Annotated in this window: 28 protein-coding genes, 5 tRNA genes and 1 pseudogene; 14 read left to right on the top strand and 20 right to left on the bottom strand. The window is 62.0% G+C overall.

What is annotated here, in order from left to right:
• Positions 1 to 3 precede the first annotated feature (3 nt).
• From AOT87_RS10090 to AOT87_RS10080, 3 genes are read right to left on the bottom strand one after another with little or no spacing between them, the layout of a single operon-like run.
• On the bottom strand, positions 4 to 888 hold the full coding sequence (locus AOT87_RS10090) for a 3-hydroxyacyl-CoA dehydrogenase family protein (RefSeq protein ID WP_057969385.1): 885 nt from the start codon (positions 886 to 888) through the stop codon (positions 4 to 6).
• 39 nt (positions 889 to 927) lie between these two features.
• Complete coding sequence (locus AOT87_RS10085) at positions 928 to 1,848, bottom strand: hypothetical protein (protein WP_057969386.1); 921 nt, start codon at positions 1,846 to 1,848, stop codon at positions 928 to 930.
• A 27-nt stretch (positions 1,849 to 1,875) separates the two neighbouring features.
• On the bottom strand, positions 1,876 to 2,769 hold the full coding sequence (locus tag AOT87_RS10080; RefSeq protein WP_057969387.1) for a 3-hydroxyacyl-CoA dehydrogenase NAD-binding domain-containing protein: 894 nt from the start codon (positions 2,767 to 2,769) through the stop codon (positions 1,876 to 1,878).
• A gap of 259 nt (positions 2,770 to 3,028) precedes the next feature.
• Between AOT87_RS10080 and AOT87_RS10075 the strand changes: the two genes are divergently transcribed.
• Positions 3,029 to 4,186, top strand: a complete 1,158-nt coding sequence (locus tag AOT87_RS10075; RefSeq protein ID WP_057969433.1) for a helix-turn-helix domain-containing protein — start codon at positions 3,029 to 3,031, stop codon at positions 4,184 to 4,186.
• On the opposite strand, the gene AOT87_RS10070 is transcribed toward AOT87_RS10075, so the two are convergent.
• Both AOT87_RS10070 and AOT87_RS10065 read right to left on the bottom strand, forming a co-directional pair.
• A complete protein-coding gene (locus tag AOT87_RS10070) occupies positions 4,183 to 5,031 on the bottom strand; it encodes an SDR family NAD(P)-dependent oxidoreductase (protein WP_057969388.1) in 849 nt (282 codons plus the stop codon). The genes AOT87_RS10075 and AOT87_RS10070 overlap by 4 nt on opposite strands.
• Positions 5,032 to 5,076: 45 nt before the next feature.
• Positions 5,077 to 5,565, bottom strand: a complete 489-nt coding sequence (locus AOT87_RS10065) for an anthrone oxygenase family protein (RefSeq protein ID WP_057969389.1) — start codon at positions 5,563 to 5,565, stop codon at positions 5,077 to 5,079.
• 102 nt (positions 5,566 to 5,667) lie between these two features.
• Here AOT87_RS10065 and AOT87_RS10060 point away from each other — a divergent pair, with 102 nt between their 5' ends.
• Complete coding sequence (locus AOT87_RS10060; protein WP_057969390.1) at positions 5,668 to 6,132, top strand: hypothetical protein; 465 nt, start codon at positions 5,668 to 5,670, stop codon at positions 6,130 to 6,132.
• Between the two features lie 51 nt (positions 6,133 to 6,183).
• Complete coding sequence (locus tag AOT87_RS10055) at positions 6,184 to 7,086, top strand: DMT family transporter (RefSeq protein WP_057969391.1); 903 nt, start codon at positions 6,184 to 6,186, stop codon at positions 7,084 to 7,086.
• Between the two features lie 7 nt (positions 7,087 to 7,093).
• Here AOT87_RS10055 and AOT87_RS10050 read toward each other — a convergent pair whose 3' ends face one another.
• The gene (locus AOT87_RS10050; RefSeq protein WP_057969392.1) at positions 7,094 to 8,056 is read right to left on the bottom strand and encodes an AraC family transcriptional regulator; all 963 of its coding nucleotides are present in this window, start codon (positions 8,054 to 8,056) and stop codon (positions 7,094 to 7,096) included.
• A gap of 111 nt (positions 8,057 to 8,167) precedes the next feature.
• On the opposite strand from AOT87_RS10050, the gene AOT87_RS10045 reads away from it, so the two are divergent.
• The gene (locus tag AOT87_RS10045; protein ID WP_057969393.1) at positions 8,168 to 8,863 is read left to right on the top strand and encodes an alpha/beta hydrolase; all 696 of its coding nucleotides are present in this window, start codon (positions 8,168 to 8,170) and stop codon (positions 8,861 to 8,863) included.
• Between the two features lie 57 nt (positions 8,864 to 8,920).
• On the opposite strand, the gene AOT87_RS10040 is transcribed toward AOT87_RS10045, so the two are convergent.
• Positions 8,921 to 10,207 carry an MFS transporter gene (locus AOT87_RS10040; protein WP_057969394.1) on the bottom strand — a complete coding sequence of 429 codons (1,287 nt, stop codon included), beginning with the start codon at positions 10,205 to 10,207 and terminating at the stop codon, positions 8,921 to 8,923.
• Positions 10,208 to 10,276: 69 nt separating this feature from the next.
• Positions 10,277 to 10,352, bottom strand: a tRNA-Lys gene (locus tag AOT87_RS10035).
• A 139-nt stretch (positions 10,353 to 10,491) separates the two neighbouring features.
• Here AOT87_RS10035 and AOT87_RS10030 point away from each other — a divergent pair.
• The 3 genes from AOT87_RS10030 to AOT87_RS10020 all read left to right on the top strand — a co-directional run bounded on the left by AOT87_RS10030 (position 10,492) and on the right by AOT87_RS10020 (position 10,781).
• Positions 10,492 to 10,564: transfer RNA gene (locus AOT87_RS10030), tRNA-Glu, on the top strand.
• Between the two features lie 29 nt (positions 10,565 to 10,593).
• Positions 10,594 to 10,670: transfer RNA gene (locus AOT87_RS10025), tRNA-Asp, on the top strand.
• 34 nt (positions 10,671 to 10,704) lie between these two features.
• Positions 10,705 to 10,781, top strand: a tRNA-Phe gene (locus tag AOT87_RS10020).
• A 38-nt stretch (positions 10,782 to 10,819) separates the two neighbouring features.
• Here AOT87_RS10020 and AOT87_RS10015 read toward each other — a convergent pair.
• From AOT87_RS10015 to AOT87_RS09995, 5 genes are read right to left on the bottom strand one after another with little or no spacing between them, the layout of a single operon-like run.
• Positions 10,820 to 11,974, bottom strand: coding sequence for a site-specific integrase (locus AOT87_RS10015; protein WP_057969479.1), 1,155 nt, complete (start codon positions 11,972 to 11,974; stop codon positions 10,820 to 10,822).
• Positions 11,974 to 12,210 (bottom strand): helix-turn-helix domain-containing protein, encoded by a 237-nt coding sequence (locus AOT87_RS10010; protein ID WP_009974951.1) that lies wholly within the window; start codon positions 12,208 to 12,210, stop codon positions 11,974 to 11,976. Before AOT87_RS10010 ends, AOT87_RS10015 begins: the two co-directional genes overlap by 1 nt.
• A 4-nt stretch (positions 12,211 to 12,214) precedes the next feature.
• The gene (locus AOT87_RS10005) at positions 12,215 to 12,526 is read right to left on the bottom strand and encodes a hypothetical protein (RefSeq protein WP_057969478.1); all 312 of its coding nucleotides are present in this window, start codon (positions 12,524 to 12,526) and stop codon (positions 12,215 to 12,217) included.
• Complete coding sequence (locus tag AOT87_RS10000; protein ID WP_057969477.1) at positions 12,523 to 13,845, bottom strand: FtsK/SpoIIIE domain-containing protein; 1,323 nt, start codon at positions 13,843 to 13,845, stop codon at positions 12,523 to 12,525. Before AOT87_RS10000 ends, AOT87_RS10005 begins: the two co-directional genes overlap by 4 nt.
• Entirely contained in the window at positions 13,842 to 14,264 is a 423-nt protein-coding gene (locus AOT87_RS09995; RefSeq protein ID WP_057969476.1) for a hypothetical protein, read from the bottom strand. Before AOT87_RS09995 ends, AOT87_RS10000 begins: the two co-directional genes overlap by 4 nt.
• A gap of 219 nt (positions 14,265 to 14,483) precedes the next feature.
• On the opposite strand from AOT87_RS09995, the pseudogene AOT87_RS29300 reads away from it, so the two are divergent.
• A pseudogene (locus AOT87_RS29300) lies at positions 14,484 to 14,738 on the top strand (GntR family transcriptional regulator); the annotation flags it as partial.
• Positions 14,724 to 15,176, top strand: a complete 453-nt coding sequence (locus AOT87_RS09990) for a hypothetical protein (protein WP_240490403.1) — start codon at positions 14,724 to 14,726, stop codon at positions 15,174 to 15,176. The pseudogene AOT87_RS29300 and the gene AOT87_RS09990, both read left to right, overlap by 15 nt.
• A gap of 38 nt (positions 15,177 to 15,214) precedes the next feature.
• Here the strand turns inward: AOT87_RS09990 and AOT87_RS09985 are convergent, their stop codons facing one another.
• From AOT87_RS09985 to AOT87_RS09960, 6 genes are all read right to left on the bottom strand, one after another.
• Complete coding sequence (locus tag AOT87_RS09985; protein WP_057969474.1) at positions 15,215 to 17,755, bottom strand: GIY-YIG nuclease family protein; 2,541 nt, start codon at positions 17,753 to 17,755, stop codon at positions 15,215 to 15,217.
• The gene (locus tag AOT87_RS09980) at positions 17,748 to 19,391 is read right to left on the bottom strand and encodes an Eco57I restriction-modification methylase domain-containing protein (protein WP_057969473.1); all 1,644 of its coding nucleotides are present in this window, start codon (positions 19,389 to 19,391) and stop codon (positions 17,748 to 17,750) included. The genes AOT87_RS09985 and AOT87_RS09980 overlap by 8 nt, the downstream gene beginning before the upstream one ends.
• Positions 19,384 to 20,031: an N-6 DNA methylase gene (locus tag AOT87_RS09975; RefSeq protein WP_057969472.1), complete on the bottom strand. Its 648-nt coding sequence runs from the start codon at positions 20,029 to 20,031 to the stop codon at positions 19,384 to 19,386. The genes AOT87_RS09980 and AOT87_RS09975 overlap by 8 nt, the downstream gene beginning before the upstream one ends.
• A 103-nt stretch (positions 20,032 to 20,134) precedes the next feature.
• Positions 20,135 to 20,431: a hypothetical protein gene (locus AOT87_RS09970; protein ID WP_057969471.1), complete on the bottom strand. Its 297-nt coding sequence runs from the start codon at positions 20,429 to 20,431 to the stop codon at positions 20,135 to 20,137.
• Entirely contained in the window at positions 20,428 to 20,907 is a 480-nt protein-coding gene (locus AOT87_RS09965) for a hypothetical protein (RefSeq protein WP_057969470.1), read from the bottom strand. The genes AOT87_RS09970 and AOT87_RS09965 overlap by 4 nt, the downstream gene beginning before the upstream one ends.
• The gene (locus AOT87_RS09960; protein WP_057969469.1) at positions 20,904 to 21,284 is read right to left on the bottom strand and encodes a TIR domain-containing protein; all 381 of its coding nucleotides are present in this window, start codon (positions 21,282 to 21,284) and stop codon (positions 20,904 to 20,906) included. Before AOT87_RS09960 ends, AOT87_RS09965 begins: the two co-directional genes overlap by 4 nt.
• A gap of 187 nt (positions 21,285 to 21,471) precedes the next feature.
• On the opposite strand from AOT87_RS09960, the gene AOT87_RS09955 reads away from it, so the two are divergent.
• The 3 genes from AOT87_RS09955 to AOT87_RS09945 are packed head-to-tail and all read left to right on the top strand — an operon-like array spanning position 21,472 to position 23,178.
• Entirely contained in the window at positions 21,472 to 22,242 is a 771-nt protein-coding gene (locus AOT87_RS09955) for a hypothetical protein (RefSeq protein ID WP_131727283.1), read from the top strand.
• A 3-nt stretch (positions 22,243 to 22,245) separates the two neighbouring features.
• On the top strand, positions 22,246 to 22,524 hold the full coding sequence (locus AOT87_RS09950; protein ID WP_057969467.1) for a hypothetical protein: 279 nt from the start codon (positions 22,246 to 22,248) through the stop codon (positions 22,522 to 22,524).
• A gap of 18 nt (positions 22,525 to 22,542) precedes the next feature.
• Complete coding sequence (locus AOT87_RS09945) at positions 22,543 to 23,178, top strand: hypothetical protein (RefSeq protein WP_057969466.1); 636 nt, start codon at positions 22,543 to 22,545, stop codon at positions 23,176 to 23,178.
• Between the two features lie 85 nt (positions 23,179 to 23,263).
• Here the strand turns inward: AOT87_RS09945 and AOT87_RS09940 are convergent, their stop codons facing one another.
• Complete coding sequence (locus AOT87_RS09940; protein ID WP_057969465.1) at positions 23,264 to 24,775, bottom strand: hypothetical protein; 1,512 nt, start codon at positions 24,773 to 24,775, stop codon at positions 23,264 to 23,266.
• 174 nt (positions 24,776 to 24,949) lie between these two features.
• On the opposite strand from AOT87_RS09940, the gene AOT87_RS28805 reads away from it, so the two are divergent.
• A tRNA-Phe gene (locus tag AOT87_RS28805) sits at positions 24,950 to 25,017 on the top strand.
• A gap of 247 nt (positions 25,018 to 25,264) precedes the next feature.
• Positions 25,265 to 26,137, top strand: a complete 873-nt coding sequence (locus tag AOT87_RS09935; RefSeq protein WP_224113137.1) for a hypothetical protein — start codon at positions 25,265 to 25,267, stop codon at positions 26,135 to 26,137.
• Positions 26,138 to 26,366 lie beyond the last annotated feature (229 nt).

Genomic DNA, 26,366 nt, shown 5'->3' with positions numbered 1-26,366 from the left:
TGTTCAGCCGTGTGACGGCTTCGGGTAGTCGTTGTAGAACCCCTCGCCGGATTTCACGCCCAGCTTGCCGTCATCTACATATCGCTGCAGAAGGTCCCGCGATGTGGTGGGGATATGGGGGAAGTGCTTGATGTAGTTTTCTTCGATGTCCAGCGCGACATCGAGGCCTACCTGATCGATCGCGCGAAACACACCCATCGGGCTCATATGTGCCGCGACCCAGATCCGGTCGAATTCTGTCGGTGTCGAAACGCCCTCGGCAACGACGGCCAAGGCTTCCCGCTTGATGGCAGCCCACACCCGATTGATGATGAAACCAACACTTTCCGTGCGTGCGACGGCGGTGACGAAGCCGTGCGTAGGCAGCTCTGCACTAAGGATGTCGAAGATCCGTTCATCGGTCTGCCCGTCGGTCATCAGCTCGGCCTGCGGCGCTTCGGGAGGCTGGCCGTAGTGGGTGTTCAGAAATCTTTCTGGGTGTTTGACCTTGCCGATGAGCTCGCTGCTCATGAAGGACGACGAGTTGGTGCCGATGATCGCGTCGGGTGCGGCGATGTCATCGAGCTGGCCGAGGATATCGATTTTGAGTGCCTGCACCTCGGGAACGGATTCGACGACATACCAAGCGTCTTTCACCGCGCTGGGCAGATCGGTGAAGAACTCGACACTCGCCGGTGTGGCGCCCACATCGGCTCTGGCTTTGACCAATTCCGGAATTCTTTGATCGAGGAATTCCTTGGCCGACTTCAGTGAGTCCTCGGATACGTCGTAGAGATGCACCGCGCCGCCACGCGTTGCGAAGGTGAGGGCGATGCGGCGGCCGAGTGTGCCCGCTCCCAAGACGGTGACGGGTCGATTGGCGATGTTTGTCGGGGGTGAGTACGTCATGTTTTGTTCCGATCTATGTTGACGATTGGCGAGTTTCGTTTAGATTCCAACGATTCCGGTGAGGTTGCCTTCGACTTTCGCGAACGAGCGATCGCCGCTGCCGTCGAGGTTGACGGCCCGGATTTCTCCCGCCATGTCGCTCACGTAGGCGATGTCGGCGTCCTTGTCGATTGCCAGGCCGATCGCTTCGCTGAATCCCGAAGCGAGAATCGTGACCTCTCCACCTCCCTGTCCGGGTGCAGGAATCTTGGCTCTGTTCAACGTATTGCCCAAGGGCGCTGCGCCGCGGTCGGTCCAGTAGATCAATCCGGCGTCAAGATCTAGTTCGATGTCGATCGGCTCGGGCAGGTCGGTCCATAGCACCTCTATGTCTCGGTGCTGTGGAGTCTGTCCGTAGGGGATCTCCAAGGAAGTTCTAAAGATCCGTCCATCGCCGCCCTTGGTAGGGCCCTTCTGCGTCCAGTACAGAAGTCCGTTTTGTTCGTCGACCGCCACGCCGACGCAATGATTGCGAACAATGTTGCGGTCCGATTCGTTCACCGCGACGGTCACCTCGTCGCGTAGGTCACTGCCGTCCAGCCGCGCGCTGCGGACAGCCGCGCCCTCGCGATCGGACCAGTACAGCCGTCCGAGTGACCACGCCGCCGAAAGTTGTTTACCAGTAACAAAACTTCCTGTTGGCAGGAGGTAGGATCGCTCGGTTCCATCGATGGCTGCTCGCTCGATGGAACCGTTCTTTCCGTAGAAGTCGAGGTTGTGCTCGGTAAGGGGTTGGTTGGCGTCGGTGAGCGTGGGCACGCCCATGTTGGTCCAATAGATGTTCTGCCGTGCGGGGTCGACGACTATGCCGTCGGGCAGTTCGTTGAGTTCGGTCACCAATTCGGTGGGTTCCCCACCCGGGACGGGGAACTTCAGGATCGCCCTCTGGAGCTGATTCAGGGCAAGAAGGTGTCGAAACATGCTGTTCTCCTTGGGATGTCGTGCTATTCAGGCATCTAGTTGATGTAGTGCCGCCAAGATCGCACGGGTGCGTTCGTTGCGTCGCGTCAGTAGCCGGTGGTAGTTCTCGTCGCCGGTCCCGTACGCGGTGTCAATTGCATCGAGGAGTTGTTCGATGATCTGTGGGTCCGATGGGGGAGTTCCCGGCGTGATCTTGCCTACCTCGGCACCAAGGCCCTTATACAGATGCCGCGCGCCCTCTGAGCCGCCGCCCAGTGCGTTTCCTTCGAACAATCCTGTTGCGGCCCAGCGTAAGCCAAGCGAGTTCTGGAGGGCGAAGTCGAGGTCCGGAACGCTGACCACACCTTCCGCGACGAGGTACAGGGCCTCGCGCGTGAGTGCTACCTGGAGCCGGTTGGCGACGAAACCGGGGACCTCGCGACGAATCACGATCGGCGCGCGGCCCAGAGCTCGATACAGTTCGAGGGCGGTCCGAAGCGTGGAATCACTCGTATGCGCTCCGGGAACCACCTCAACGAGAGGCATCAACTCGGGCGGGTTGAAAGGATGACCGACAACGATGCGGTCGCTTGCTTCGAGGCCGTCGGCGATGAGCGTCGCGCCGATCGAGGAACTTGAGGTGGCCAACACCGCGTGCTCGGGGGCCGACTCCAGGAACTGGCCGAAAAGGTCGTGCTTGACGGCTAGGCGTTCGGGACCGTTTTCTTGGACCAAGTCTGCTTCGGCGACGACCTCGGCGAGTGTGTGGCTGGCGAACACGTCGGGGTCATCTGCGCCGAAGGTTGCTTCAACCACCGCATCGAGGTCCTCACGGGGATCGGTTATGCCAACGCGCCACCCATGGTCACGGGCCAGCCGTGCCCACGACAGTCCGATGACGCCGGCGCCGACGACTGCCATGGTCTTCTGCTGATCGCTCATTGTTCCTCCTGCGTCTTGTGTGGCGTAGCAACGGCAGATTCGGGTTCTTGCCTTGCCGCGCGTGCGCGGCTATCCGGGTGGCGCCTCACCGTGCTCTATCGACTTGATTCTGACTATGTGAACAACGTATCTAGCTATAAGTCGCACGTCGATGGTGTACAGGCCAAGAATGATTGTCCATTTGAACAATCCGTGACGTGGGGGAAGCAGTAGCCTGGTCACCGTGGGTGAGTCACTGTCGGACGCCGCGAAGGCAAATCTGAATGTTGTCGGACGTCAGCTGCTTGTCCGAGTGGACGAGCTGTGCGCCGAACAATGTCGGATCATTCGTGAACGCGTCGCCGCATACCGGGATCCTGCGCTGGTCACCGATGACGATCTGTTCGCGGCCGGCCGTGACCAGATGGTGTTCGTCTTGGAGGTAATGGGAGCGGGAGCTCCCGATACGAGTGTGGCGGGGCGGGTCGGCAGGCTGCGCGCAGAGCAAGGGGTGCCGTTGGCCGACGTGATGTCGGCCTACCGAGCCGGGGGCCAATTTCTATGGGACCAAATATTGCAGGCGATTGACGCAGCCGGCTTGTCACGGCAGGAGTTGCGGGCCGCAGCTTCACAGGCGTGGCAGAACCAGGACATCTATACCGACGCGATGGCCGAGGGATACCGCGAGGTCGTCGTCGAGCAGCTCATCCACCGGGATCAGGAACGTTCTGCGCTGGTAGGTGGGCTTATCGACGGCCGTCTACCAGCGGGCATGACCGCAGGGGATGCGGCACATCTACTCGGGCTACCGGAATCCGGCTGCTTCGTCGTGGTTGCTATTGATTCGGGGCCGCTCGACTACCGCGCGTTGCGTGCTGCGGAGAAGACCCTGGGCGACCGTGGCTTTGCCTCCGCATGGCGGGTTGAGCCCGATATGCAGGTGGGAGTGGTTGCGCTCGTTATGCGTTCGCGGCTCGGAGAGCTGGGCGAAGCGCTACGCGGTCTTGTCGTGCAGCGAATAGGGGTTAGCCCGGTTTATGACGGCTACCCTCCGCATGGTTCGGCTCTGAACTATGCGAAGGCCGCGTTGTTGGCGGCCACGGGGGACGAGGCGGTTTTGGCGTTCGACGTGAATCCCTATGCGATAGCGGCGGTTACCGATCCACCGACCATGGAGCGATACTGCGATCTGGTGTTAGGTGGCCTCGGTGACATTGGTGCCGCGGATCGGCAATTGCTCGTGAGCACCTTTCAGCAGTGGGTCACCTGTGACGGTTCCATTCCGGCCACTGCAGGTGCGATGTTCTGCCATCCCAACACCGTGCGGTATCGGTTGCGCAGGCTCAAGCAACTGACGGGACGCGATATCGCGCGCCCCCGTGACGTCGCCGAGCTGCATCTCGCCATCGAAGCCGAGCGCCGCCTGAACCTTTCCTAGCCGCGGACCGGCAACGGCTCGACACCGACGAGCTCGCAACTCTTGGCATACAGGTCGTCCTGCGCCGCTTGATTTTTGGTGTAGCGCCGTACCGGGCTCGGTGTTTGTGCGGCGAGGTATTCCCCATTGCGTCCGCGGTGCTCTTCCGACACCGCCATGTCGGTGATCAGCTGACTCGGCCGCTCCGGTGTGATCAGCGCCAGCATCACCACTGACCGCACCGGCTGCGGTATCTCGCGCCAAATGTCGGATCTGACATTACCGGGATGCAGTGCGTTCGACGTGACACCTGCGGGGAGACGGCGGGCCAGCGCATTGCTGAACAGAAGATTGCCCATCTTGGACTGCGCATAGGCGGAGAAAGTGAAGTAGAAACGCCTTCCTCGCCAGGTGTTTTCGTTGATCCTGCCCACGCTGTGGGCGACCGAAGCCAGATGGATGATGCGGGCATCGCCGGTCGGTGCGGCCTGCAACTGAGGAAGCAACAGGTGCGTCAGCAAGAAGGGGCCCAGATAATTGGCTCCCCACTGCAGCTCGTAACCATCCTCGGTTTTCGACTGGCGCATGGGCGAGGCGCCGGCATTGTTGATCAACACATCGACCTGGGGATGCTGCGCTGCCAGCTCACTGGCGAAACGTCGGATGTGCCCGAACGAAGACAAATCCAGTGACAGGACATCGACTCGAGCGCCCGGCGTCGCTTCCAGGATTTGTTCGCGGGCGGCGTTAGCTTTCTCTTGATTGCGGCACGCCATGACGATGGTGTGTCCATCCGCGGCCAATCGGTGCGCACTGGCCAGGCCGATGCCGGCGTTGGCGCCGGTGATGACGATCGTCTTGGGCATGCCCACTCCTCGCTGAGATGGCTAAATGAGATCGAGTGTCACAGGTTAAGGGATCTGCGTCGATGTCCGCGCGCGTACCTTGGTCAATGCCCCCAGGGCAAACACCAGTGTTAGTGCCGTCACCCCAACCCGGACGAGGTTGAGCAGGTTCCATTGCAGTGCGAGACGGTGGAGCTCGTCGGGAGTTTCGCCAAGCGATCCGAAGAAGAGCGTCATGTTGAGCTTGACAATGATGTAGATCGAGAGAGCGACCGCCGCTATCTCGGCGGCGCTCGCGATAAACAGTGAGCGCTTCTCCGGGGCCCGCCATGGGGTGCGCACGAACCAGACGATCAGCGTGACGGCGGCGATCTGGGTGAGCGGGATGTAGTAGTACACCGGGTTGGTGACCACGGTGAACTGCTGAAAGGCCCGTAGCTGTTCCTTGGTGTCACCGGCGATGTTCGGTCCGATCACGACCGCCTCGTAGAGGTTTCCGAAGAACCACATCGCGATTCCGAACACGGTGAAGTACATCAGTATCCGACGGCCCATCGGCACATACTCCCAAGATTGTGGCGTGATACGGCCGAAAGTCGTCGAAATATGGCCAGCTGCAGGCTTTCGGCATTGCGGTAGTACCGATACCGTCTGCGCGTGACCAAGCTATTGCTCTCCATCCATGTGCTGGCGGTGATTCTCGCGGTGGGGCCAATCGCCGTGGCAGCCAGCATGTTTCCGGCATTCTCGCGGCGGGCCGCCGCCACGCCCGATGGTGGCGGCGAGCTGGGAAGTCTGCGCACCCTGCATCGGGTCTGCCGGGTATATGCCGTGGTAGGGATTGCGATTCCGATGTTTGGTCTGCCGCTGGCCGATCTGATGGGGGTGCTGGGCAGCCCCTGGCTGATCGCATCGCTGGTGCTCACCGGCATAGCGGCGGTGGTGCTGGTGTTTGTGATGCTGCCGCGCCAACAACGGGTGTTGGTCCAGCTGGGCGATGGTGAGTCCCTCGATGCGCGGGTATTCGCGCGGTTGGCGATGTTCACCGGGATCTTCAACCTGTTGTGGGCAGCGGTGACCGTGCTGATGATCGTGCGCCCAGGGTCCAGTACCGGCGTCTAGATGGCGGAAAACCGCTAGCGCGGGCGGTTGGGTGTCCTGTGGAATTGTTGGGTGGACACCGCGACTGCCGCCCCTGCCCGTAGCCGCTGGCTTCCCTTGAGGTTCGCCGCTCTTGCTTTGGTATGGGGTGCGAGTTTCCTTTTCATCAAGGTCGGGCTGCACGGACTGTCGGCGCTACAGGTGGCTGCCGCACGTTTGGACTTCGGTGCCCTGACGCTGGCATCTCTGGTTGTGCTGCTGCGTGTTTCGCTGCCGCGCGAGCTCAAGGTGTGGGGGCACATCGGCGTTGTCTCGCTGACCTTGTGCGTCATTCCGTTCGTGCTCTATCCCTGGGCTGAGCAGAGCATCGACTCCGGGCTGGCCAGCATCTACAACGCGGCGACCCCACTGATGACCACATTGGTGACCCTTGTCGCCTTGCGCGCTGAGCGTCCGGACCGGATGCAGCTGCTCGGATTGGGGCTCGGGTTTCTGGGGGTGTGCGTGGTGTTGGCCCCGTGGCAGTTGATCGGCCACGGAGGGCCGGTGCTGGCGCAGTTCGCGTGCTTGGGGGCAACCATGAGCTACGGGATCGGGTTTGTGTACATGCGCAAGTACGTCACGCCGCTGGGGCTACCCGCGCTTGCGGTCGCCGGTATTCAGGTGGGTTTGGGAGCGGTGCTGATGACCGCCGTGGTGGCGCTCGCTGACCATCACCGGATGGCGATCACCCCCGCCGTGCTGCTGAGCATGGCGGCTCTCGGGGTGCTGGGCACCGGACTGGCGTACGTCTGGAACACCCAGATCGTCAACGGATGGGGTGCCACCGCCGCGTCCTCGGTCACCTACCTGGCCCCGGTGATCGGGGTGCTGCTGGGGGCACTGGTCTTGAACGAGCGAATCGGATGGCATGAACCCCTGGGAGGGGCGATCGTGGTCGCAGGAATCATATTGAGCCGCAAGGGAAGTCGCTGAACGATGGTCACCTGGACCGGTGCCGCATGCGCCACCGCAGCGGAGGCTCGCCGAATCGGCGTTGGAACGCCCGGCTGAACGCGGCGTCGGAGGTGTACCCGACGGCTCTGCCGACCTGGCTCACCGCGTCGGTGCTGAAGCGCAGGAGATGCGCTGCCCGGTCGAGCCGTCGCTCGGTGATGTAACCGGCGGGCGGTTGCCCCAGCAGCGCGGTGAATCGTTGGGTGAAGGCCGAGCGTGACTGCTGCGCGTATTTGGCGAGCTCCGCGATGGACCAGGGGTGCGCCAGGTTGTTGTGTATCGCGGTGAGGACGGGTGCAAGCCGGGGATCCAGCGCCGCGGTGAGCCAGCCTGGTTCGGCGCGGTCGGAGGTAGACCACTCCCGCAGTGCGTGAATGAACAGCAGGTCCAGGATCCGTGAGAGCATCACCCAGGAGCCCGGGCTGGGCGTGACGACTTCGGCCAGCACGAGCTGGAGAGACAGTGATAGCCATTCATGTCCGGGCTGGTCGGTCCGCACGACGATGGCTGGCGGCAGGACCGACAGTAGGGGGTCGGCGGCCTTCTTCTCCGCGGTGAATCGTCCACTGACCCAACGGGTTGCGGTGCGGCTATCACGCGCGCTCACGTGCCCGTCCGCCGCAGAAAGATTTCGGACACAGGTTGGCTCGCCCTGGGCGACGCGGTGCGCCGTACCCCGTGCCAGCAGCACCATGTCCCCTGCGCCGAGGGTGTACTCGAGATCTCCGTCGATGTGCACGCGAAGGCCCGGAGTTTCTGCGATGTGCAGCACGCGCTCATTCGAAGGTAGTGCGATGTCGAAAGGCGGCTCGGAGGAGCAACGCATGACGGTTTCTCCGCGCAACCCGATGGCGGACAAGACTCCCGAGAAGGCGTCGATATCGGGAGAATCTGAGAACCAGCTGTGCGATTTTGGCTGATCGGCAAAATATTCAGGATTATTGGTCATACCACTTGCTCCATAGTCCAAATATGTTGGTGGGGCCCCGGTAAGTCAACAGTGCCGCCGAGAGCGGACACGGCGGGGTCGAGGTCGTCCAACATCTACTGAGAGGCAGATATGTCCAGCAAACCGGCTATTGTCCTGGTCCACGGATTCTGGGGTGGCGCCGCACATTGGGGGAACGTGATCGTCGAGCTGCACAAGCGTGGCTACGGGGAGCTATATGCGGTCGAGAACCCATTGACGTCACTGGCCGATGACGCTGCCCGCACACGGCAGATGGTGGAGCAGATCGACGGGCCGGTACTCCTTGTCGGGCACTCGTACGGCGGCGCGGTGATCACCGAGGCGGGCGATCTGCCGAACGTGGTGGGCCTGGTCTATGTCGCGGCGTTCGCTCCTGACGCGGGGGAGAGCCCCGGTCAGCTGACCGAGCAGCTGCCGCCTGCTGCGGCGGCCAATCTGGCCCCCGACAGCGATGGCTATCTGTGGATCAAGCAGGACAAGTTCCGTGAGAGCTTCGCGCAGGATCTGCCCGAGGATGCGGCACTCATCATGGCCGTCACTCAAAAGGCGCCACTGGCATCGACATTCGGTGACGCCATCACGGCACCCGCATGGAAGGTCAAGCCCTCCTGGTACCAGGTGTCCACGCAAGACCGGATGATCAACCCGGATAACGAGCGCAAGATGGCGCAGCGGATCAATCCTCGCAAGACCATCGAACTGGATGCCAGCCACGCCTCCTTGGCGTCGCAACCCGTTGCCATCGCCGATCTGATCTCCGAGGCCGCTGAGGAACTCGCCGGCTAAGAGAATCACACGCGTGGGGGCATCGGCACATGCTGCCGGTGCCCCCATCGGCGTTCGTTAGGTCGCCAGATCTTCGGTAAAGGCCTCGTCGGCAAGGTCTTCGAGCTCCTTGCCCCTGGTTTCAGGGCCCAGCAGGTATCCGATAATCGTCAGGATCCACAGCCCGCTCAGCGCAAGATAGGGCGTTTGAATTCCGTAATGCGTTATGGCCCAGCCCACCAGGGTGGGTGCGGCGATGGATACGACGCGACCACCGCCGACCGCGATACCGAATCCGGTGCCGCGCAAGACAGTGGGGAACAGTTCGGCGACATAGGTATCGCCGACGCCCCACAGCCAACCGAGTGTCGCGATGGAGATGGCGCCGAACACCAGATACTGCGAGAGTGAGTCTGACGTGGCTCCGAGTGCAGTAGAGGCGATTTCGATGACTGCGGCGAGGATGGCCGAGGGGCGCCGCCCTATCCAGTCGGCGAGTGCGGTGCCAATGAAGACGAAGACGGCCTGCAGCAGAAAGAAGATCAGGGCATAGCGGATCGCTTCCACCGAAGTGGCGTGGAATTTCTTGACGATGTACGTGGTCAGGAAGAGGGTCATGCCCCAGTAGCCGACCGCGTTGGCGGTGTAGACCAGCCAGCCGACAATGAGCCGTCGACGCACACCGGGGACATGCCATAGCTTGGGTTTGGTGGCGCCGCGTTCGATCTTGGCTTTCGTCTGGGTGTAGCGGTGAGATTCCTTGATGCCTTGCCGGGCAAGGAAAAGTACGACCGCGGGCACGATCGCGACGACGAATGCGGCTTGCCAGCCGAACCGTGGTACTAGGACCAGGGCAACGCCGGCGGCGAGCACGTATCCCAGCGAGAACAGTGAAAAGATGACGCCGCCAACGCCTATGGCGCGGGTCTTGGCCGGCCACACCTCGGCGGTGTAGGGGGCGCCGACCGCGAGCTCGCCAGCCCCGCCGACGCCCGTCAGGAACCGTAGCCCGGTGAATGCGGCGACGTTCGTGGTGAGACCTGCCAGGGCGGTCGTGATGCCGTACAGCAGGATCGAGGCCCCGAGTGTGGTCTTGCGACCCCACCGGTCGGCAGCGAGACCGAAGCCGATGGTGCCGATGGTGTACCCGAGCAGAAAGATCGAGCCGATGTAGCCCGCCTGGGCCTCGGTGATGTGCAGCGTCTTCTTGATCTCGGGCAGCACCAGACCGTAGATGTTCACCGCATACGAGTCGAAGCCGTACCCGAGGCCCGCTGTCACGGCGACGAAGAACGCCTGCCGGAAGGTCACCGGGCGGGATTGCCGCGCGGGTGTCTCGGTGGTTTCCTCGGCTGTCGACGTCATTGCCCGAACGGTAGGCAGCGGGCGAGGGCCTGATAAGGCTCCTGCTCCCGCTGATCACAACCAGCGATGTGGTGCCCCCACCAGGGCTCGAACCTGGGACCTGCGGATTAAAAGTCCGTAGCTCTACCAACTGAGCTATAGGGGCGCGGAGAGACAGGATACTGGTTGGCTCACCACGCGAGCACCGTGGTTATCCGGTTTGGGTTCTGGGCGGGTTGTGCCCTAAGCTGGGCGAGCTCCCAACGCGACAAGCGTTGTGGGTACCCCGGAGAGATTCGGAATGGGCCCCCATCGTCTAGTGGCCTAGGACGCCGCCCTTTCACGGCGGTAGCACGGGTTCGAATCCCGTTGGGGGTACGCAACCAGTCATACTGGGAGCAGAGTAAGGCCCTGTGGCGCAGTTGGTTAGCGCGCCGCCCTGTCACGGCGGAGGTCGCGGGTTCGAGTCCCGTCAGGGTCGCCAGTACGGCGAGGCAGTATCTGTGGATCTGCCGTCCGGCCAGGTAGCTCAGTTGGTACGAGCGTCCGCCTGAAAAGCGGAAGGTCGCCGGTTCGATCCCGGCCCTGGCCACCAATCTTCACCTGCATCGACACGGGTCTTGCACTCGGTTGTCAGTTTGATTCGTCCGGTTCTTGTCCGGTCTTCAGTGTGTGAACCTCAGTCGCGTGAAGCTGATCGAGATTCGTTGCGACCTGGTCCAGCTCATCGGCATAGAGGTCGCTGTAGATGTTCGCGGTCACGGTCGGTGTTGAGTGGCCCATGGTCTTCTGGACATATCTGAGGTCGGCGCCGGACTTCCGGGCCAGGCTGGCATAGGTGTGGCGGAGATCATGGATGGTCAATGGCGCCAGGTCGGTCTTCTTGAGGGCTTTGTTCCAGTGGGTGTGGCGACGCCAGTTGTTGGAGCGCAGCATCGCGCCATTGGGTGAGGTGACGGCGGGCTCGTCCGGTTCCCGCCCGGTGATGCGCCCCTTGAAGATGTCGACGACGACTTGGGGGAGCGGGACGGTTCGGATACCGGCCCGGGTCTTCGGCGGCCCGATGACGATGCGGCCCTCGACTTCCGGTGCGGCCCGTCGGACATAGAGCCGACGAGCGGTCAGGTCGATGTCCTTGACCCGGAGGCCGACGAGTTCGGACCAGCGCAGGCCGGTGTAGGCCAGGATCGTGACAACGTCGCCCTGGTCCCCGCACGCGGTAGCGAGTTTCTGCACCTCCTGGGCAGCCAGGTATCGGTGACGCTCCCGTTCGGGGATACGGCCCGCTGAGACGCCGAGGGCGGGATTGCGGTGGATTCGGCCGTCCTGGTGTGCGACGTCGAGGATCGACCGCAGAAGACGCAGTGTCGATACCTTCGCCCAAGGGCCGACCGTCAGGTCGTCAACGAAGGCTTGGACGTCCCCGCGGCTGATCTCGTCGACGGGTACGTGACCGAACCGCAGTTTGATCCGCAGCTCCCAGTGCTGGGTGTAACCGCTCCAGGTCTTTGGTGAGACCGCCGGTTTCTTGGTGTCGGAGAACTGCGTCCAGATCCTGCTGAGCGGCGTTCGGCCCAGACGGGGATCGAACCGTCGGGCGCCGAGCGCGGCCTCGTTGTCGCGCTCGGACTTGAAGGCCTTCGCCTCCCGCAGGGTCGGGAACGTCGCGGACGTTTCCACCCAGCCGGATGGGGCGTCGGGGTCACGGATCAGATAGCGGACTTGATAGCGGGGCTCCCCGGCAGCGTTCAGCCGTTTACGGATGCCACGCGGTGTGTTGCCGGCCATTACCGACGCACCTGCTTCAGCCAGGACCGGACTTCGGCGCAGTCCCAGCGGCGTACCCGCTCTGACAGCGTGTAGCAGGGCGGGCCGATCTGCTCGCCGGTCGTTTCGCGTATCGCTGCCCAGCGGTTGAGGGTCGCGGCGGAGACGCCGAGCAGTGCTGACACCTGCTCCGCGGTCAGCAGCTCAGGGAAGTTGCCTGCGGCGACGAGAGCGTCCCGGAGGCCATGAGTGACCATCGCTTCACCTCGCTGCACGGATCGAGTTGAACCATGCGCGCGTGCGTAACAATCCGCTGTCGACGTCGGACTGGCCGCCGGTGATTCCCCACAGGTCGAATGCCCACCGCTCCAGAGCGGAGATCGTGGTCTCGCCGCAGCGCTGGAGCGCGGCGTCGTCACTGAGAACCAGGGCAGTGCCGATGACTTCGCCGCAGGACCAGAGATGCCGGTACTGGTCCCATCCGTCTCTGCGGACGAGGTTGGCACGCTGCATCAGATCGTCGGCATGCCGGGTGACTTGACCCTGGTCTGGTGGGTCGAAGATAGAGCTCATTGCGCTGCCCTCCCTCGGGGCGAGCTTGCCCGGATGTATTGCTTTGCAGTGGAACGGATTTGTTCATCGGACCAATAGTCGGCGCGCACCTTGGTCACGTGTCCGTCCGTGGCGATGACGTAGCCGGTGCCTGGCTTGTCGGGGCTGATTCGGTGTGCGGGCGCGACGTCGGCCATCCCATCGCCGAGCACCATGGCAACTTCGTCTCGGGAACGCAGCCGGAGCGCGATGGTCTGGGTGAACAGCCCTCGCATCGGCAGGATCTCTTTGCGTGGGTCTTGCAGGAACGCCGCGACCACGATTCCCAGCGCACGGCCCTTCGTGAGAATGCGTGACAACGACGCGGCGGCTTCTTTGCGGAGTGCCGGGTCGCTCATGTAGGCGGTCACGCCGGCCAGCTCGTCGATGAGCAGCACCACCAGCGGTGACGCCTTGGTCGGACTGTGCTCACGCGTTCGGCCTGCCATCGCATTGCCGCGGTTGTTCATCAGCTTCTCCAGCGCGGCAAGGGTTTCCACGGCATCGGCTTCGGTGGTGGCGATCTTGGTGAATAGGCCGGACCCGACCGACAACTCGATGCCGTACTTTAGATCAATGCCCACGAGGTGCACCACACCGGCAGCCACGGAGGGCCCAAGTCCGCCGGCGATGCCCCAGAAGATGGAGCCCTTGCCTGCGCCCGAGCAGCCCACGGTGAGGGTGTGCCGGCCGCTAAAGGGCAAGGTCCAGGCTGAGCCGTTTTCGCATCGCCCGAGCATGACTCGGCCAGTTGCCACGGCTGTCGGTGGTGTTGCGTGGCCTGTAGTCGACAGTTGTTCCCGCATGACCAGCTCGATCCGCAGCGTCCCGGGCGAGACGACCACCGACCGTGCCGAGTGAGCACCCGCGGCATCGCGAATCGCCGGAACGGCACGCTCCAGGTCCTCGACAGTCTGCCCCATTCGTGCTCGCACCGTCAGGCGCAAGGTGGTACGAGACACGTCAGTTCCCAACAACTTTGGATGAAACCAGCGCGTCGACGCCACTTGCCGACCTTCGTTGTCACGGCGCCTGACTTGCTCGGAGGCGGACAAACCGCAGCGCTTGCACAGCTTCTGCCACGAGAAATGTGCCCAGAATCGCCAGCGCAGGAGCCGGGCAGGTGTCGCGAATCGTTCCTCGTAGGTCTCTGGTGAGTACAGCCGCCAGTAGATAAGGGCTGCCCCGGTGACGCCGACGATGACCGCCACGTACAGAGCGAGGTTGGTGAGGAAGTCCAGTACGTGGTCGAACCGGAACGGGCTATCAATATCGACTGGCGCGAACGGATCGGGATTCACGCCGATTCCCGGTTTGTCGTTGCGCTGGCGGATGACTTACCCGGCGCCCGCATATCCGAGGCTCGGAACGACCACGCGATCCTAGAGAAATCACCCGACCGCTCGACATACGGCAGCGCCATCAGCCCGTCGAAAATGACTGGTGTGAAGGGTGTTCCGCTGGAATTGGTGGGTGCCGTTGGCTGCGTCGGCGCGGCGAACTTGACGGTCACCGTGCGGCTTCGCTTCGGCGCGGCGGGATCGCCGTCGAGCACTTCCACCTGCCACATCGGTAGGCCGGTATCGCGGTCTCGCGCCTGAATGCGGTTCTCGCCGGAGGACTTGTCGAAGTCGATCATCGGTGTCACCTCGGAAACGAGGAACGCGCCGAGCGAGAACACCTGGTCGTGGCCGATCTGGAGCCATTTGGGGATGGACATTACTGAACCTTTCATATCGAGTTGACTAGATGACTAGTTACCCTAGTCGTCTATATGAGTTGGTCAAGTAGTTTGCAGGGCGATTGTTGTGCGAGATCTGGACTGCAGGCCTCGCTAGCTCGTGATTTGCACTTGAAGCAGGCTGGGATGCTCGTGTCGGGCGTGACCTAGCCAGCCCGGGACGCGTACATTGACCTCTAGACGTGTGGAGCTGGAGGAATGTTGGAGCTTGGGCAAATCGATCGGGCTGAGGACACGCCACCGTATCGGCAGATCGCGTACATATTGCGGCGTGCTATCGCCTCGGATCAGTTGCGGCCTGGGGACCAGCTTCCGTCGGAAGCGAAACTGATCGCGCATTTCGGCGTAGCGCGAATGACGGTCAGGCAAGCCATACAGGAGCTTCGTTCCGAAGGGCTTGTTGTGTCTGAGCACGGTCGTGGTGTCTTTGTCCGCTCGATGCCACCGATCAGAGAACGTTGGCCGCAGGAGCCGGGCTTGCCTGCCGGTGCGGATATGCCCGACTTCAATCGGTGGGGCGACGCTGCACCCCTGATCCTGCACTCCGAGACACTGCGGACACGTATGTACATCCTTGATGGGGACATCAGGGAGGTTGAATCGGTGGGTGATCCGGCGGTCGTCAACAGCATCGTCAGGAACCTCGCCGGTGTGGCACTTGCGCAAGCTGACGTTCTCGGCGGCCTCGCAATGCGGCTGCGTACTGATCTACTCGCCGCAGACCAAGTGGCGGATGTCCTCGATGCGTTTGAAGCTGCTCGCAGGACATCAGCCGAAGCGTGTAGGGCATGGCAGGCTGCCGCAAAGGCGCTGCGGCAGTCTTTTCCTGCCAATTCCGATCCTTCGACCGTCCATACGCAGGACGCACCCTCACAACGAGTGGACGACTAGCCTGATCGCCCAATAACCGAGAAGAGTGGATTCATACTTCACGCCTCCCGTGCAACAACCGTGTCGTAGAGTCCAAGATGGCTGAGACCTTCATGGCTATCAATGCCGGTGTACGACAGTGACGCGTCTTCGTAACGGCGAAAGGCGAACACCGCCTGGTTCATGTGCGTGCTGTTGAAGACATTTAGCGACACCAAAAGGTTGAAGTCAGCGACGCTCAAGCCGGTGACAGTCTTGAACAGTTCGGGTTCCAGCTTCGTGATGACGTCCTTAAGCGTGTTCTCCCGAAAGTCCGTGAGGTACATGAATGCTGGGATCCGGGTCGCGAACTTCACCAGCTTTTCCTGGATCTGCTTGCGCTTGGACTTGTACTCCTTCTCCTCCGCGGTCAGCTCCTTCTTCTCTTTGTCGCTGATGTCGTCACCCTTGGTCTTCTTGGTGTCTTTGACCTTCTCGCTCTTGTTGATCACGGTCTCGAACACGTCGCTGCCGAGTGCCCGAAAGCCCTCGATCCGCATCACGGCGTCCAAGGCCGCTGGGTTGTCAAGAATCTTGCGCAATGTTTCGTTGTCTACGTTCACCAGCAGCGCCGACTCCCACTTGCGGGCTAGCAGCGTCGCAGACGTGCCGGTCATCGCGGTGTCAAGAATGGCGCCGGCGTCCACAGGCACCATGTAGGACCCGTCATAAGCCAGCACAGGCAGGAAACCGACAAGTTCTTTCACCGCGTCCTCGGGGTTGGCCGCGTCCGGTCGCAGGCCCGATCCGTACTCGGCAATCTGGCGCAGTGCCCGTGTTGGGGCGAAGTCGAAGACGTAGCAGACCGGCTTGAGGGTTACCTCCAAGTTCGGGTCGTCCCCGTTTGGGTTCTTGATCGACCACGGCGACTGCACTCGGAACGCGGCCTGGAAGTAGGTTTCTGGCGATTTCAGGTTGCGCAACATCAGGATTGCAGACCACTGCGGGACCGTGACACCGGTGGTGAGCTTGCCACACGACAATGTGATGGTCTTCGTGTCGTGTCCGTTGCCGATGGCGTCGCGCACCGGTGGCAGGGCGGCCAGGCCGACTCCAGCACCCTGACCCGCCACCGTAAGAACCTTGTAGTCGTGGAAGAACGTGTTCTGCTTCTCGGCGATGAGATTGGCCATGGCGTGGCAGGAGGCGACCGACGGCAGAAACCAGAAGGAATGGTTCAGGTACGGCAGTAGGCGCACGTCGGAGTACGGGAACGGAGGCTTCTTAGCACCGAGCTTGAGGTTGTCGACTTGGGTGGCCGAATAGGCGCCGCGAATGATGTCTAGCCACTTCTGCACGCCGTCCTTGTGTTTGAACTGCGCTGCCGCACCGACACCGCTCGCGGCGAAGAACTCGTTGAGGTCGAACTCGTCGAACTCCCCCTCAGCGGCGATCGCTAGCAACTCGTCCGGCATTCGATAGGTGAGTAGCCGCATCTCGGGTAGTGCGCCGTAAGGATTCCAAGCACCTGGATGGTCATGCGCCCATTGTTGTTTGGCGCGTTGCTCATCAGTGTAGGTCCAGTTGAAAATCTGCTCTTCGATGAACTCGCCAGTCGCCAAAGCTCGAAACGGTGTGCCAGACAGGTAGAGGTACGCCTTGGTGGTGATCGGCAGGAACTCGGTTTCGCTTTCGCCCAGCTCGTCGAGTTCTTCGTTGAACGCATCGAGCTCGGGATTGTATTCGGCGGCCGCCTCCTTTTTGGCCTCCGAGTCGTCCTCGCCTTCGAACAATTCTTTGGCGCTGTCACGCCAGGCGCCGAAGTGGTACTCGTCGAAAACAACCAGATCCCAATTTGTTTCGTGCAGCCACGTGTTCTTGGCTTTGATGTTGCCCAGCTTGTCCTTGCCCAGGAGATCCTGAAACGAGCCGAAATAGACAAGGGGTCGCGACTTGTCGGCCGTGGTCGGATCGGTACCGGTTGCCTTGGATAGGTACTGCCAGCCCTCAAAATCAACATGGGACTCAAGATCGCTCTGCCAGGCGTCCTCCACCGCCGGCTTGAAAGTCACTACCAGCACCTTGCGGGCTTCGAGCTTCTTTGCGAGCTGATAGGTGGCGAAGGTCTTGCCAAACCGCATCTTCGCGTTCCACAGGAACCGGGGAACAGCGTTGTCGTCCTCTGCCCAGATCGACTCAAAGTAGGTTCGTGCCTTGCCGACTGCCGCAGACTGTTCAGGACGCATTGCGAACGTCTCGTGGTGCGTCCCGCTAAACGATTGTCCGGTTCGCAACTCGGCGATGGCCGTCGCCACATCAGCGACCGTGCACGCCACCCATTCCAGCTCGGTGTTGATGAACCCTTTCGTCTTGAGCCGATCCCGCACGTTGTGATCGCTGAAAGTCGAACCGTCATCGCGCTCCGCGGACTCGTCGAGCTGAATCGTGAAGTTCTTGATCGCCGCGGTCTTGAGTTGCTGCGCAACGCGGGTCTTGACGTCTTGCGTGGTCTGGCCGATCTTCAGCAAGCCGGCATGGGCTTCATCCTCGATCGAGTACGCGTAGATGCGCAAACGTGCTTCGGGTTTCGCAGGCAGGAGGTCGTCAATTGGCTTAGGCATCCGACAGATCCATCGGCCGTATTATCGACTCGATAAAGCCTTGCTCCTCATCGTCGATGCCGTACTTCTCGTAAAGGTCGGCGTCCGTCCACGTTCTGTCCCATGGCTGCATGGGAACCCAGGTGTACGTCGAGTGGGTGGCATCCTGGGTGATCTTTCGCAGAGAGACCAGGAATCGGAAGAACCTCGTCGCGTAATAGGACTTGACGCTGCGCACCTGGTCCTCTGAATCGAGATAGAAGAACAGAAACGACTGCGTGCACACGGATGGGGACGGGGCAACAAGCGGGGGGCCGAGCACGAGGTCGACGCCGGACCGTTCACGCTCACGCCCGGAACCCACCTTCGGGACGAGAAGCTTCCAGGTATCGACGAGGTGGGCGCTCTTGGTGACCTGTTCCCGCTCGATGAATCCCTTGCCGCGCTTCATTGAACGGATGTAATACAGCGCCACGTCTCCTGGCTGCTGCACGTCGTGAAAGCCGTCGAAGTTGGACGTCCAGCCGAACTCCTTGTCCCGGGCCAGGATCTTGTTGATCGAAGGTTCACCCTTCTCAAGGACCTTGCGCAAGATGGTGAGCGACCGTGCGTCACGCACCAGCACGTCGAACTCGTTCAGTGACCGCGCCATCGGGCCGATGGTGTGTCCGCCCCGAACGGTCGTCACATTGCAAGGGCCGTCATGTGAGGCGTCTCGCAGGAAATAACAGGCGCCGCCATTGATTCCGACGGATGGGAAGACCTCCGCCGCATTCGGATAGTCGACGAGTTCGCGGATGCAAGTGTCCGAGAGCATCGTCTCCCTAAACTCGGCCAGGCCCAGGCCGCCGGCCATCCATCGCGATGGAATGACCATCGCAAGGTACCGGGGCGCAAGCTGTTTCGCCTGCTCGACGAAGTGATGATAGATCGGGATGTCCCGAGTCCCGCCGTCAGATTGAAGTTGGTACGGCGGGTTCCCGATGATGACGTCGAACTGCATATCTGCTCCGAACAGCTCGGCGATCCGAGCCTTGATGTTGTCAGTGTGGATGAAGGCGTATGCGTGGGTTTCGAGACCGGCGCCGCGGTCGAGGGTGGTCTGACTTGCGCCGCAATAGGAGCACCTGCCGTTGATGCCTCGCCTGACCGGGTTGCCATCTGTGTCAGCGGTTTCGACGAACTCGGTCGCTCCAGCCCAGCTGTGTTCGAGGGGTTCGAACCAGATGTTGCCGTCCGTGTTCGTGAACGACTTGGCAACGGAGTGTTCGCCATTGGCCGACTTTGAACAGTAGACACTCCGTCGGGCCAGCATTGCGGTGAGTTGGGTGATCGCGATGCCGAAGACCTGTTTGGTCAGGATGTGATCCACACGCTCGTTTAGGTCGGGTATCTCATACTTCAAGCCCTCGGTGAGGCGAGCCGTGATCTCGCGCAGAAAAACACCCGACTTCGTGAAGGGGTCGAGGAACGTTACCGACTTGTCGGCCCAGATGACCGACCCACCATTGGCGCCAGCCCATGCGTCAGCGACAAGATCGAGCATCTGGCTGGCCAATTCCGGCGGAGTGAACACCTCGTCGTTCGACAGGTTCGCGATGCAGGTCAACACGTCCGGGTTTCGGTTGCGCAGACTGAACGCAACTTGATCAGTCACTGCCCGGGCCTCTGCCTGCAATATCGGCGACCGACAGCGTCCCATAGTCGGTTGTGGGGGTGAAGATTTCGTGCTTGCCCAGATCAGCGAAGAGGGTGTCCTCCTCGTCAAATGACGACATCTTGGTCATCGTGTCGAACCGGAAGTCCCGGCGGTGAAAGCGACCTTTGCCCAGATACGACCACTCGGCGAAGGTGATCGGCGCAGGGCAGCTCGTCCGGGTCGTCATCGTCAGTGCATCGCCGTGGACGATGTTCGCGGTCAGCACGGCGGCCGCCGCGGTGTGGAAGGGTTCTCCCGCAGCGATGCCCAGGTAGTCGGCGAAGATCGCCAGCAGGTTCTCGCGGCATTCAGCCACATTGTCGTCGAGCAGTTCGATGCCGTAGATGGACATCAGGGCCAGTAGCGCTTGGTGACGCCGCTCGAAGTCGCTCTGCCGGTACCGGGCGTGGACCGTGGCGAGCTTTCGGATGAGCACCGGCACCAGAAAGTTGCCCGAGCCACACGCAGACTCCAGGAAACGCGAGTCGATGCGCTCCGACTCATCCTTCACCAGATTCAGCATTGCGTCCACGATCCACAGGGGTGTGAACACCTCACCGTGGTCTGCCACGCGCTCCTTCGACCTCACCAAGTTCACGGGGTGAGCCTAATGAATCGAGACACTGGAACGGGTACGCCACGACGAAAGTCGGCGCATGTCAGTGGGGGTGGCACCCTCATCTCAGGCGGCTCTGTGAGTGTCAGATACGCTCGGCGCGAGCTCTGGCGGCACTGTGTATTGCGGTGAGGAATGGTGCATCTTCTTCTTGCACCGACGGCGCCAGCTGGTCGTAGGGGCGGATCGACTCGTGGTCTGGTTCGCTGCGGGACATCCACGCCGACCAGGCGTCGTGCACGTCGGCAGCCTGCGTGCTCTCGCCCTTGGCGCGCATAAGGACGGCGTAGAGGACGAACAGGTCGTCAGAGTCTTCCGGTAAACCGGTGCACGCGGGTAGGCAGCTCCGGATCAGCTGAGCGTCGGCATCGAGGTAACTCATGTCGCTAGTCTGCCAACCAAGAGCGCGATATATAGCAAACCGAAGACGACCGGCACAATGCGCTCGACACCGCCCAGTTCGCGCAAGGCCTTGCCGAGCCTTGCGCGGCGGCTGATGACGTCATCATCAGGCATCAGCTCCGTCCACTCGTCCGTGTAAGGCCTGACGGGCAGGTGCTCGTCCTCGATCCTGTTGATCACCGCGAACTTGGCCGCGTTGAGCCTGCGGTAGACGCGGAGAAGGAGCCACCAGCACACAGACACCGCGACACCAGCCACGCACACCGCGATGAACCGCAGGGTGGAATCCGGCTGCGTGGTAGATAACCCGACCACCGCGACCAGGGTGGTGTTCACGGTGAGAAAGAAGGCATTGGCCAACGCACGCCGGGCCGAGACACGGTCGGCCATCTCTACGGCCAGCTTGTAGATGTCCAGGACCCGCGGGTCGGGCAGTGCTTCAGCTGGTTCACTCACCGCGCGCCGTCCACAAGTTTCTTGAGGTTCTCCCAGGTCCAGTCGTACATCTTGTCGGTCGCCCTCGCCGTCGTCGGGCGGGTCGCGCCTTCCTTGTATCCGGCGAGGAGGAAGTAGTCCACGCCCTCCGCCTGGGCGATGCCGAGCTCAACGCCGACACCAGTCGCAAGGTGGGTGTATTTGCCGCACAGGACGATCACCAGCCCGCTCGCACGGATGCGGCGCCGGGCCTCTTCACGCCATGTCGGTGAGGCCGTCTTGATGGACCAGTCGTGCACCTCGAACGGCGAGTCGGGATTCTTCGACTGGCCGATCAGCAGGTCTTTCAACCGTGCGTCGTTGTCGTAGTCGAAGCTGATGAAGGCTCGTTGCACCACGCTGTGCCCCTTGACTGGAAGTCCTCCCGGCTTCGCGGCCGGCTTACCGGAGACACTGCCAGAGGCCCCCGACAGATTGCGGTTGCGTAGTCAGTGTGGCGCGCGCCCAGCCGGTCGACACTCTTGAAGGCCACATGCAGGACCGATAGCGCGAGAGCACATGGGTACAAGCGGGTACTCTTCCGCTATGTACCAGGACTGGCTGTCCAGCTTCCAGTTCCAATGGACTCCTATCCTCACCTACACCAGGCGGCACCTTGCGTTGCTGGACTGGTTCGAGCAGAACATCGAGCCAGTCGCATTTGTCGACCACCCCGACAAACAGTTGCTGGGGGTTGCGCTTCTTGCTCCTGACCTGCGCATAACGGTCAAGCGAGGAGGGATGACCCTTGAATCTGGCCTTTCTGATGTCCCCATCGAGAAGCTCATGCCAGCGGTCGAGGGCGTGTTCAAAGTGATGGCGCCGTCATCCGTATTGGCGACTCAGTACGTGTCTACGGGAGTGGTTCCGCTAGAGGGCGACGACTACTACGAACGGTGCGCGCAGTTCGGCACGCTCGCATCGGGTGACGCCTTCGGAGGTTCGGCCTTATGGCGAGTCACGGATGGCTCCGCCGTTGTGGATCTCACATCCGAGACCATGAAAGTCCAGGTAGAGTGGGGAATCGTCCAGAATCAGGAGTTGTTGGACAGGCTGCGTCATCCCGACATGAGCAGACTTGGAAACAGGATGCCTGTGGATGAACGAGCAAGAATCGCTCATCGGACGAAACCCGGGCGCGATGTCCCGCCTGTCTCGGTGTACGTCGACCAGGTCGGATTCTGGCGAACTGGTGGAAGTGTGGATGATGTATCTGACGTTATGAAACGGGTGACCGAAGCTCAACAAACTGCTAGTAATGTCGCAGCAGAGTTGGCAGGCAAGTTCCGCAGAACAGCATGGGAGGAGGCGAGATAGTTGGTGAGTACGAAATTCCTGGATCGCCGTGCGTTCGGAAACGAATGTGACGACGAGGCGTCAAACGGCGATTGGAGTGACCTCGGCTGGACCGTTGTCGCCGCACCTCAGCCCTTGGTCGCTGGCGTCAGGATCGCGGACGTGACCGCGCAGTTCTGGGGCGCCCCCGCACAACATCCTGCGCCCACTCCGGTTATTGGTCGTGGCCAGACGGAGGCGGCGGGTGTCTGTGACTACCCGACCGTGATCCGCACGCGCACGCGCACGCGCCCCGCTCGGTAATCCTCGACAGCGGACACGGTGGGGGAATCGCCGCCTGCGGTTGTCGTCTTCGATGTCAACATCTACGTAGACCTCGCCGGGCTCATCACGCAGCCCTTTGAATGGGACAAGCTCGAAGCGGCAGCGGTTGGGCATTGGAACGACGCGCTTCCCCATCCGACCGACGCACGATTCGACAGTCTTCGTGCGGTACTCATGTCCAAGACGGGGCAGGTTGGACCGAGCGGGTCCAGCGAGCGTCTAGAAGTGTGGACCAGCGAGCACATCGATGACCTAGTGGTCAAGAAGGTCCACGAGAACGCCACCGACGCGGCGGGCAGAGGCTGGACGCAGGCGAACGCCGAGGATCTCTTGGAGAAGCTGGTCTACGACCTGGTGTTCGACTTCACGCATGGCGGTACGGCGGGCAGGGTCCTTGATCCGCTCAACCATCCGCCGTTGGACCGCGAAGACGGTTGCGTGATGCGTACTGCTGCGTCCTCTGGCGATGTCCTCGAATCGCCGAGGTACTGCGTAACCCGTGACCGCGAATTTCGTGAAGCCTGCCGCGCGGATCAACTCGAACCGAGTGTCCAGGTGCTGTACCCACATGAGTGGGTCACAGCGCTGCGAAATACACGCAGACCGCCCATCCCACGTCCACGGAGTGAATAGGTCAAGTAGCTCGTCGCGCACGCGATGTCCGATTTGCAGGGAGGTGTGCGCAACGGCGCATGCCCGGCAGCGGCGTAGGACGGGATTACGCGATCGCACGGGCAAGCTGGGCTGCAAAGCTTGGTCCGTCGTTGACCAGTGCGTATCCGCCTGCCAATCCGCCTTGGTTACAAAGCATTCGTCGTCGCCCGACGTGCCGGTGCGCCACTACGCCGGTATCGCGGTTGACGCGAGGGACAAGGCGCCTGGCCGTCCGTGGCACCACGGCCGTGGGGAAGCGGCTGCCAGAATCGCCGTACACCGCCTGGCTTCGTGACCACCGCCGCACGATGCGCCGAGCGGTCAAGTACGCATCCTGGCCGACCTCGACGACGGCAATGGCCTTCTTGAGTCCGTACACGCCCCAGAATCTGCCGGGTCCACGTCCCGGCTGACGCCACAGTTCAGGCACGATGTGCTGATACTCCTTGTCGCCGTGCAGGTTTGGGGATGAATGCTTGGTGAAGTAGACGGCCAACCGCTTGGGGTCGCACGCTTTCAGTCCATTGCGCACATCGATGGCGGTGCCGGCGAGCAGGTGCCGCGCCTTCTGCTCCGCGTCAGGATGATCGACAACCTGAGCCCACGCCTCGGACAGCCACTGCGCGAAACCACGACCCGAGCGACCCGGTGACGTCGGAGGCGCCATCCACAGGTGTATGTGCGGGGCGCCGCGTCGCTGGAACTCCAGCTTCCAGATATGGCGAGCCGGCTCGCCGTACTCGCGTTGAAAGCGTTTGCGCCACAGGACCATGTGTCGCTTTACACTGGCTCCGTCTGGGGCGACGGTTTCCCACTCGCCGGGGTAGGTGAGCGTCACCATGGCCGGGACACGGCCCGATTCCACCAATGGGCTGTAATCAAGTTCGGCGAGGGTGCGGCACATCGACGACCGTGATTTCCGGGACCACTCGGTGATGACGCCGCCGGCACAGAACTGTTCATCTTCCGTATGACTCCGTCGTGTCAAAGACACGACGGCCCGATCACCGTGCCCGGCCACGCATTCGAGGTCGTTTCTGACATGGAACTTCGCGTCGTCAACATCCCGTTGGTGATGGCTGACTGCCCGTTCGGCGGTCTTCTCGGCACGAACCGGATTGGTCCACCCGAGCCGAACCACACCAGGACCGACAGAAATGCGAAACCGCCCGGATTCGGGCTCGACGCCGCGACGCCCAGGACCACGCGCCCACGGTGGTGCTGGTTCGAATAGTGCCGCGGCCGCCGCGACCATCTCGGGCGTCGGGAACCGCAACCCCAATGCGTCGATTGCCCGCAACTCGCCCGTCGCGATCCGGTCGTCGACCGACTCCCGGACATTTTCGGCACATATAACAAGCCCGCCGTCCGCGGCTGGGTTGAGGCCGGGCGCCTCGGTCGACATACGGCCGACCGCTGTCGCTCTCCCGCCCTGCGGCCTGGCGGCCTCGGGCGCTCGCGACCTCCCGTCCACCGAGGCACCCGGAGAACCGGGCCTCGGTACCGGGCCATCAGGTGCAAAAGTCGAGCCCGCCGACGGCTTCGATCCGGTGGCTGATGTTGCGATGCTGGGCATCGGGGTGCCTGCTCCCCGGAGACTCCGAGGCTGCCCACAACGCAAGCGGCAGCGCCGAAGCTCCTGGTCAGGAGTGCAAGCACCGTGTCCGGTTTATGTCCGTTCGCCGGACAGACTCGATGCGTCAGCGCAGCTCAATGCGGCGCATACAACGCACAGAATCAAATAAACCACAGGTCAGTGGCTATCTCGTCCGCCTGAAAAGCGGAAGGTCGGCGGTTCGATCCCGCCCCTGGCCACCAAGTATCTGTGCATTTCAGCGCCCCTTTTCGCTCTGTCTACGAACTCGTCATCACCGATTCGGACTCGGCGATGGGGCCAATATGGGGCCAAAAACGAGGTGCCGTCGCTGCCAACTCTGTATCGGATCCGTCCCCCTCGACTCTCCGCTGTCTTCGAGCGGAGCCCTACGCGACATGCGCGTGGCCAGTGGCGATTGCACTAGCACCTGCGAGGCACAATTGCGTCGTGCCCGTTCGCTGGTCAGTCGTGGCTGCCGACGACTGGGCTGTCGCTGGCCTCGAGAGCCAGGGCCAGCATCCGCACGACTGGCTCAAACATCCGTCGAGAGAGCGTACCTGGCTGTTCAAACCCGCACGGCCAGAGCGCGATCGTTCCCTCGGGGAAGACACTGTGGAGAAGCTCGGAAGCGAGATGGCTCGGCTGGTCGGAGTGCCGGCGGCCACGGTCGAACTAGCCACTCGGGGCGGGGTGCGTGGCGCATTGGTTGAAGACGTGCGATTGCCAGAGTGGGAATTGCAGGCAGGGCAGGCGCTAATGCCAGAGGTGGTTATCGATTACGACCCGACTGATCCTGAAGCGCGCGGATACAATGTCGGCTCTATCAGGCAGGCACTCACACGGTTTGGATCACCGCCAGGCTCATCGATGCCTACGTCGTTTCGGGCTTTCGATGCGTTCGCAGGATATCTCCTGTTTGACGCGTTGATCGCGCATGGAGATCGCCACGACCGCAACTGGGCCGTCCTTGTGCCGCCGCCGGACGTATCCGAGCCCTCTTTCGACCACGCAGCTAGCCTCGGCTTTACGTTGAGCGACGAACTGCGCGCCGAGCACTTACGCGACGGAACAGTGATGAAATGGGCAGAACGTGGGCACGCGAGCCGATTTGAGCATCGCAAGGGCACGCGTTGGCAGACACTCGTGGACCTGGCAGGCGACGCCATCAGACTCTGTGGACCGAGCACCCGCGAGTACTGGCGTGAACGGATACTGTCGCTTGAACGGCGGACCGTTGAGGACCTATTTGCTTCTGCCCCAGGGATGACGGAGACTGCGCACCGTTTCACGGTCGAACTCGTCAAGATTAATCGAGAGAGGTTGCTCGATGTCCTCGCCTGAATTGCTGTTATCGCGGACGTCAATGGCCACGCGACGCTTCGCTGTCGCATGGCGGAACCGGCGGCGACGCTTAAATTACGCCGGTGGCCGTACTAGACCACGGTGCCAAAGGCTATCGATTCCAGTACCTAGTTGCGTCCAGCAGAGTGGTGTACGAGCCGGTGATGACCGGCGTGTCGTAGCCGGATGAATGAAGGTCATCGCGTGATTCTTCGAGGGACCGACCAAA

The organism is Mycobacteroides sp. H003 (assembly GCF_001440135.1).
Taxonomy (GTDB): Bacteria; Actinomycetota; Actinomycetes; order Mycobacteriales; family Mycobacteriaceae; genus Mycobacterium; species Mycobacterium gwanakae.
This window is presented reverse-complemented; position numbering and strand designations above follow the sequence as displayed.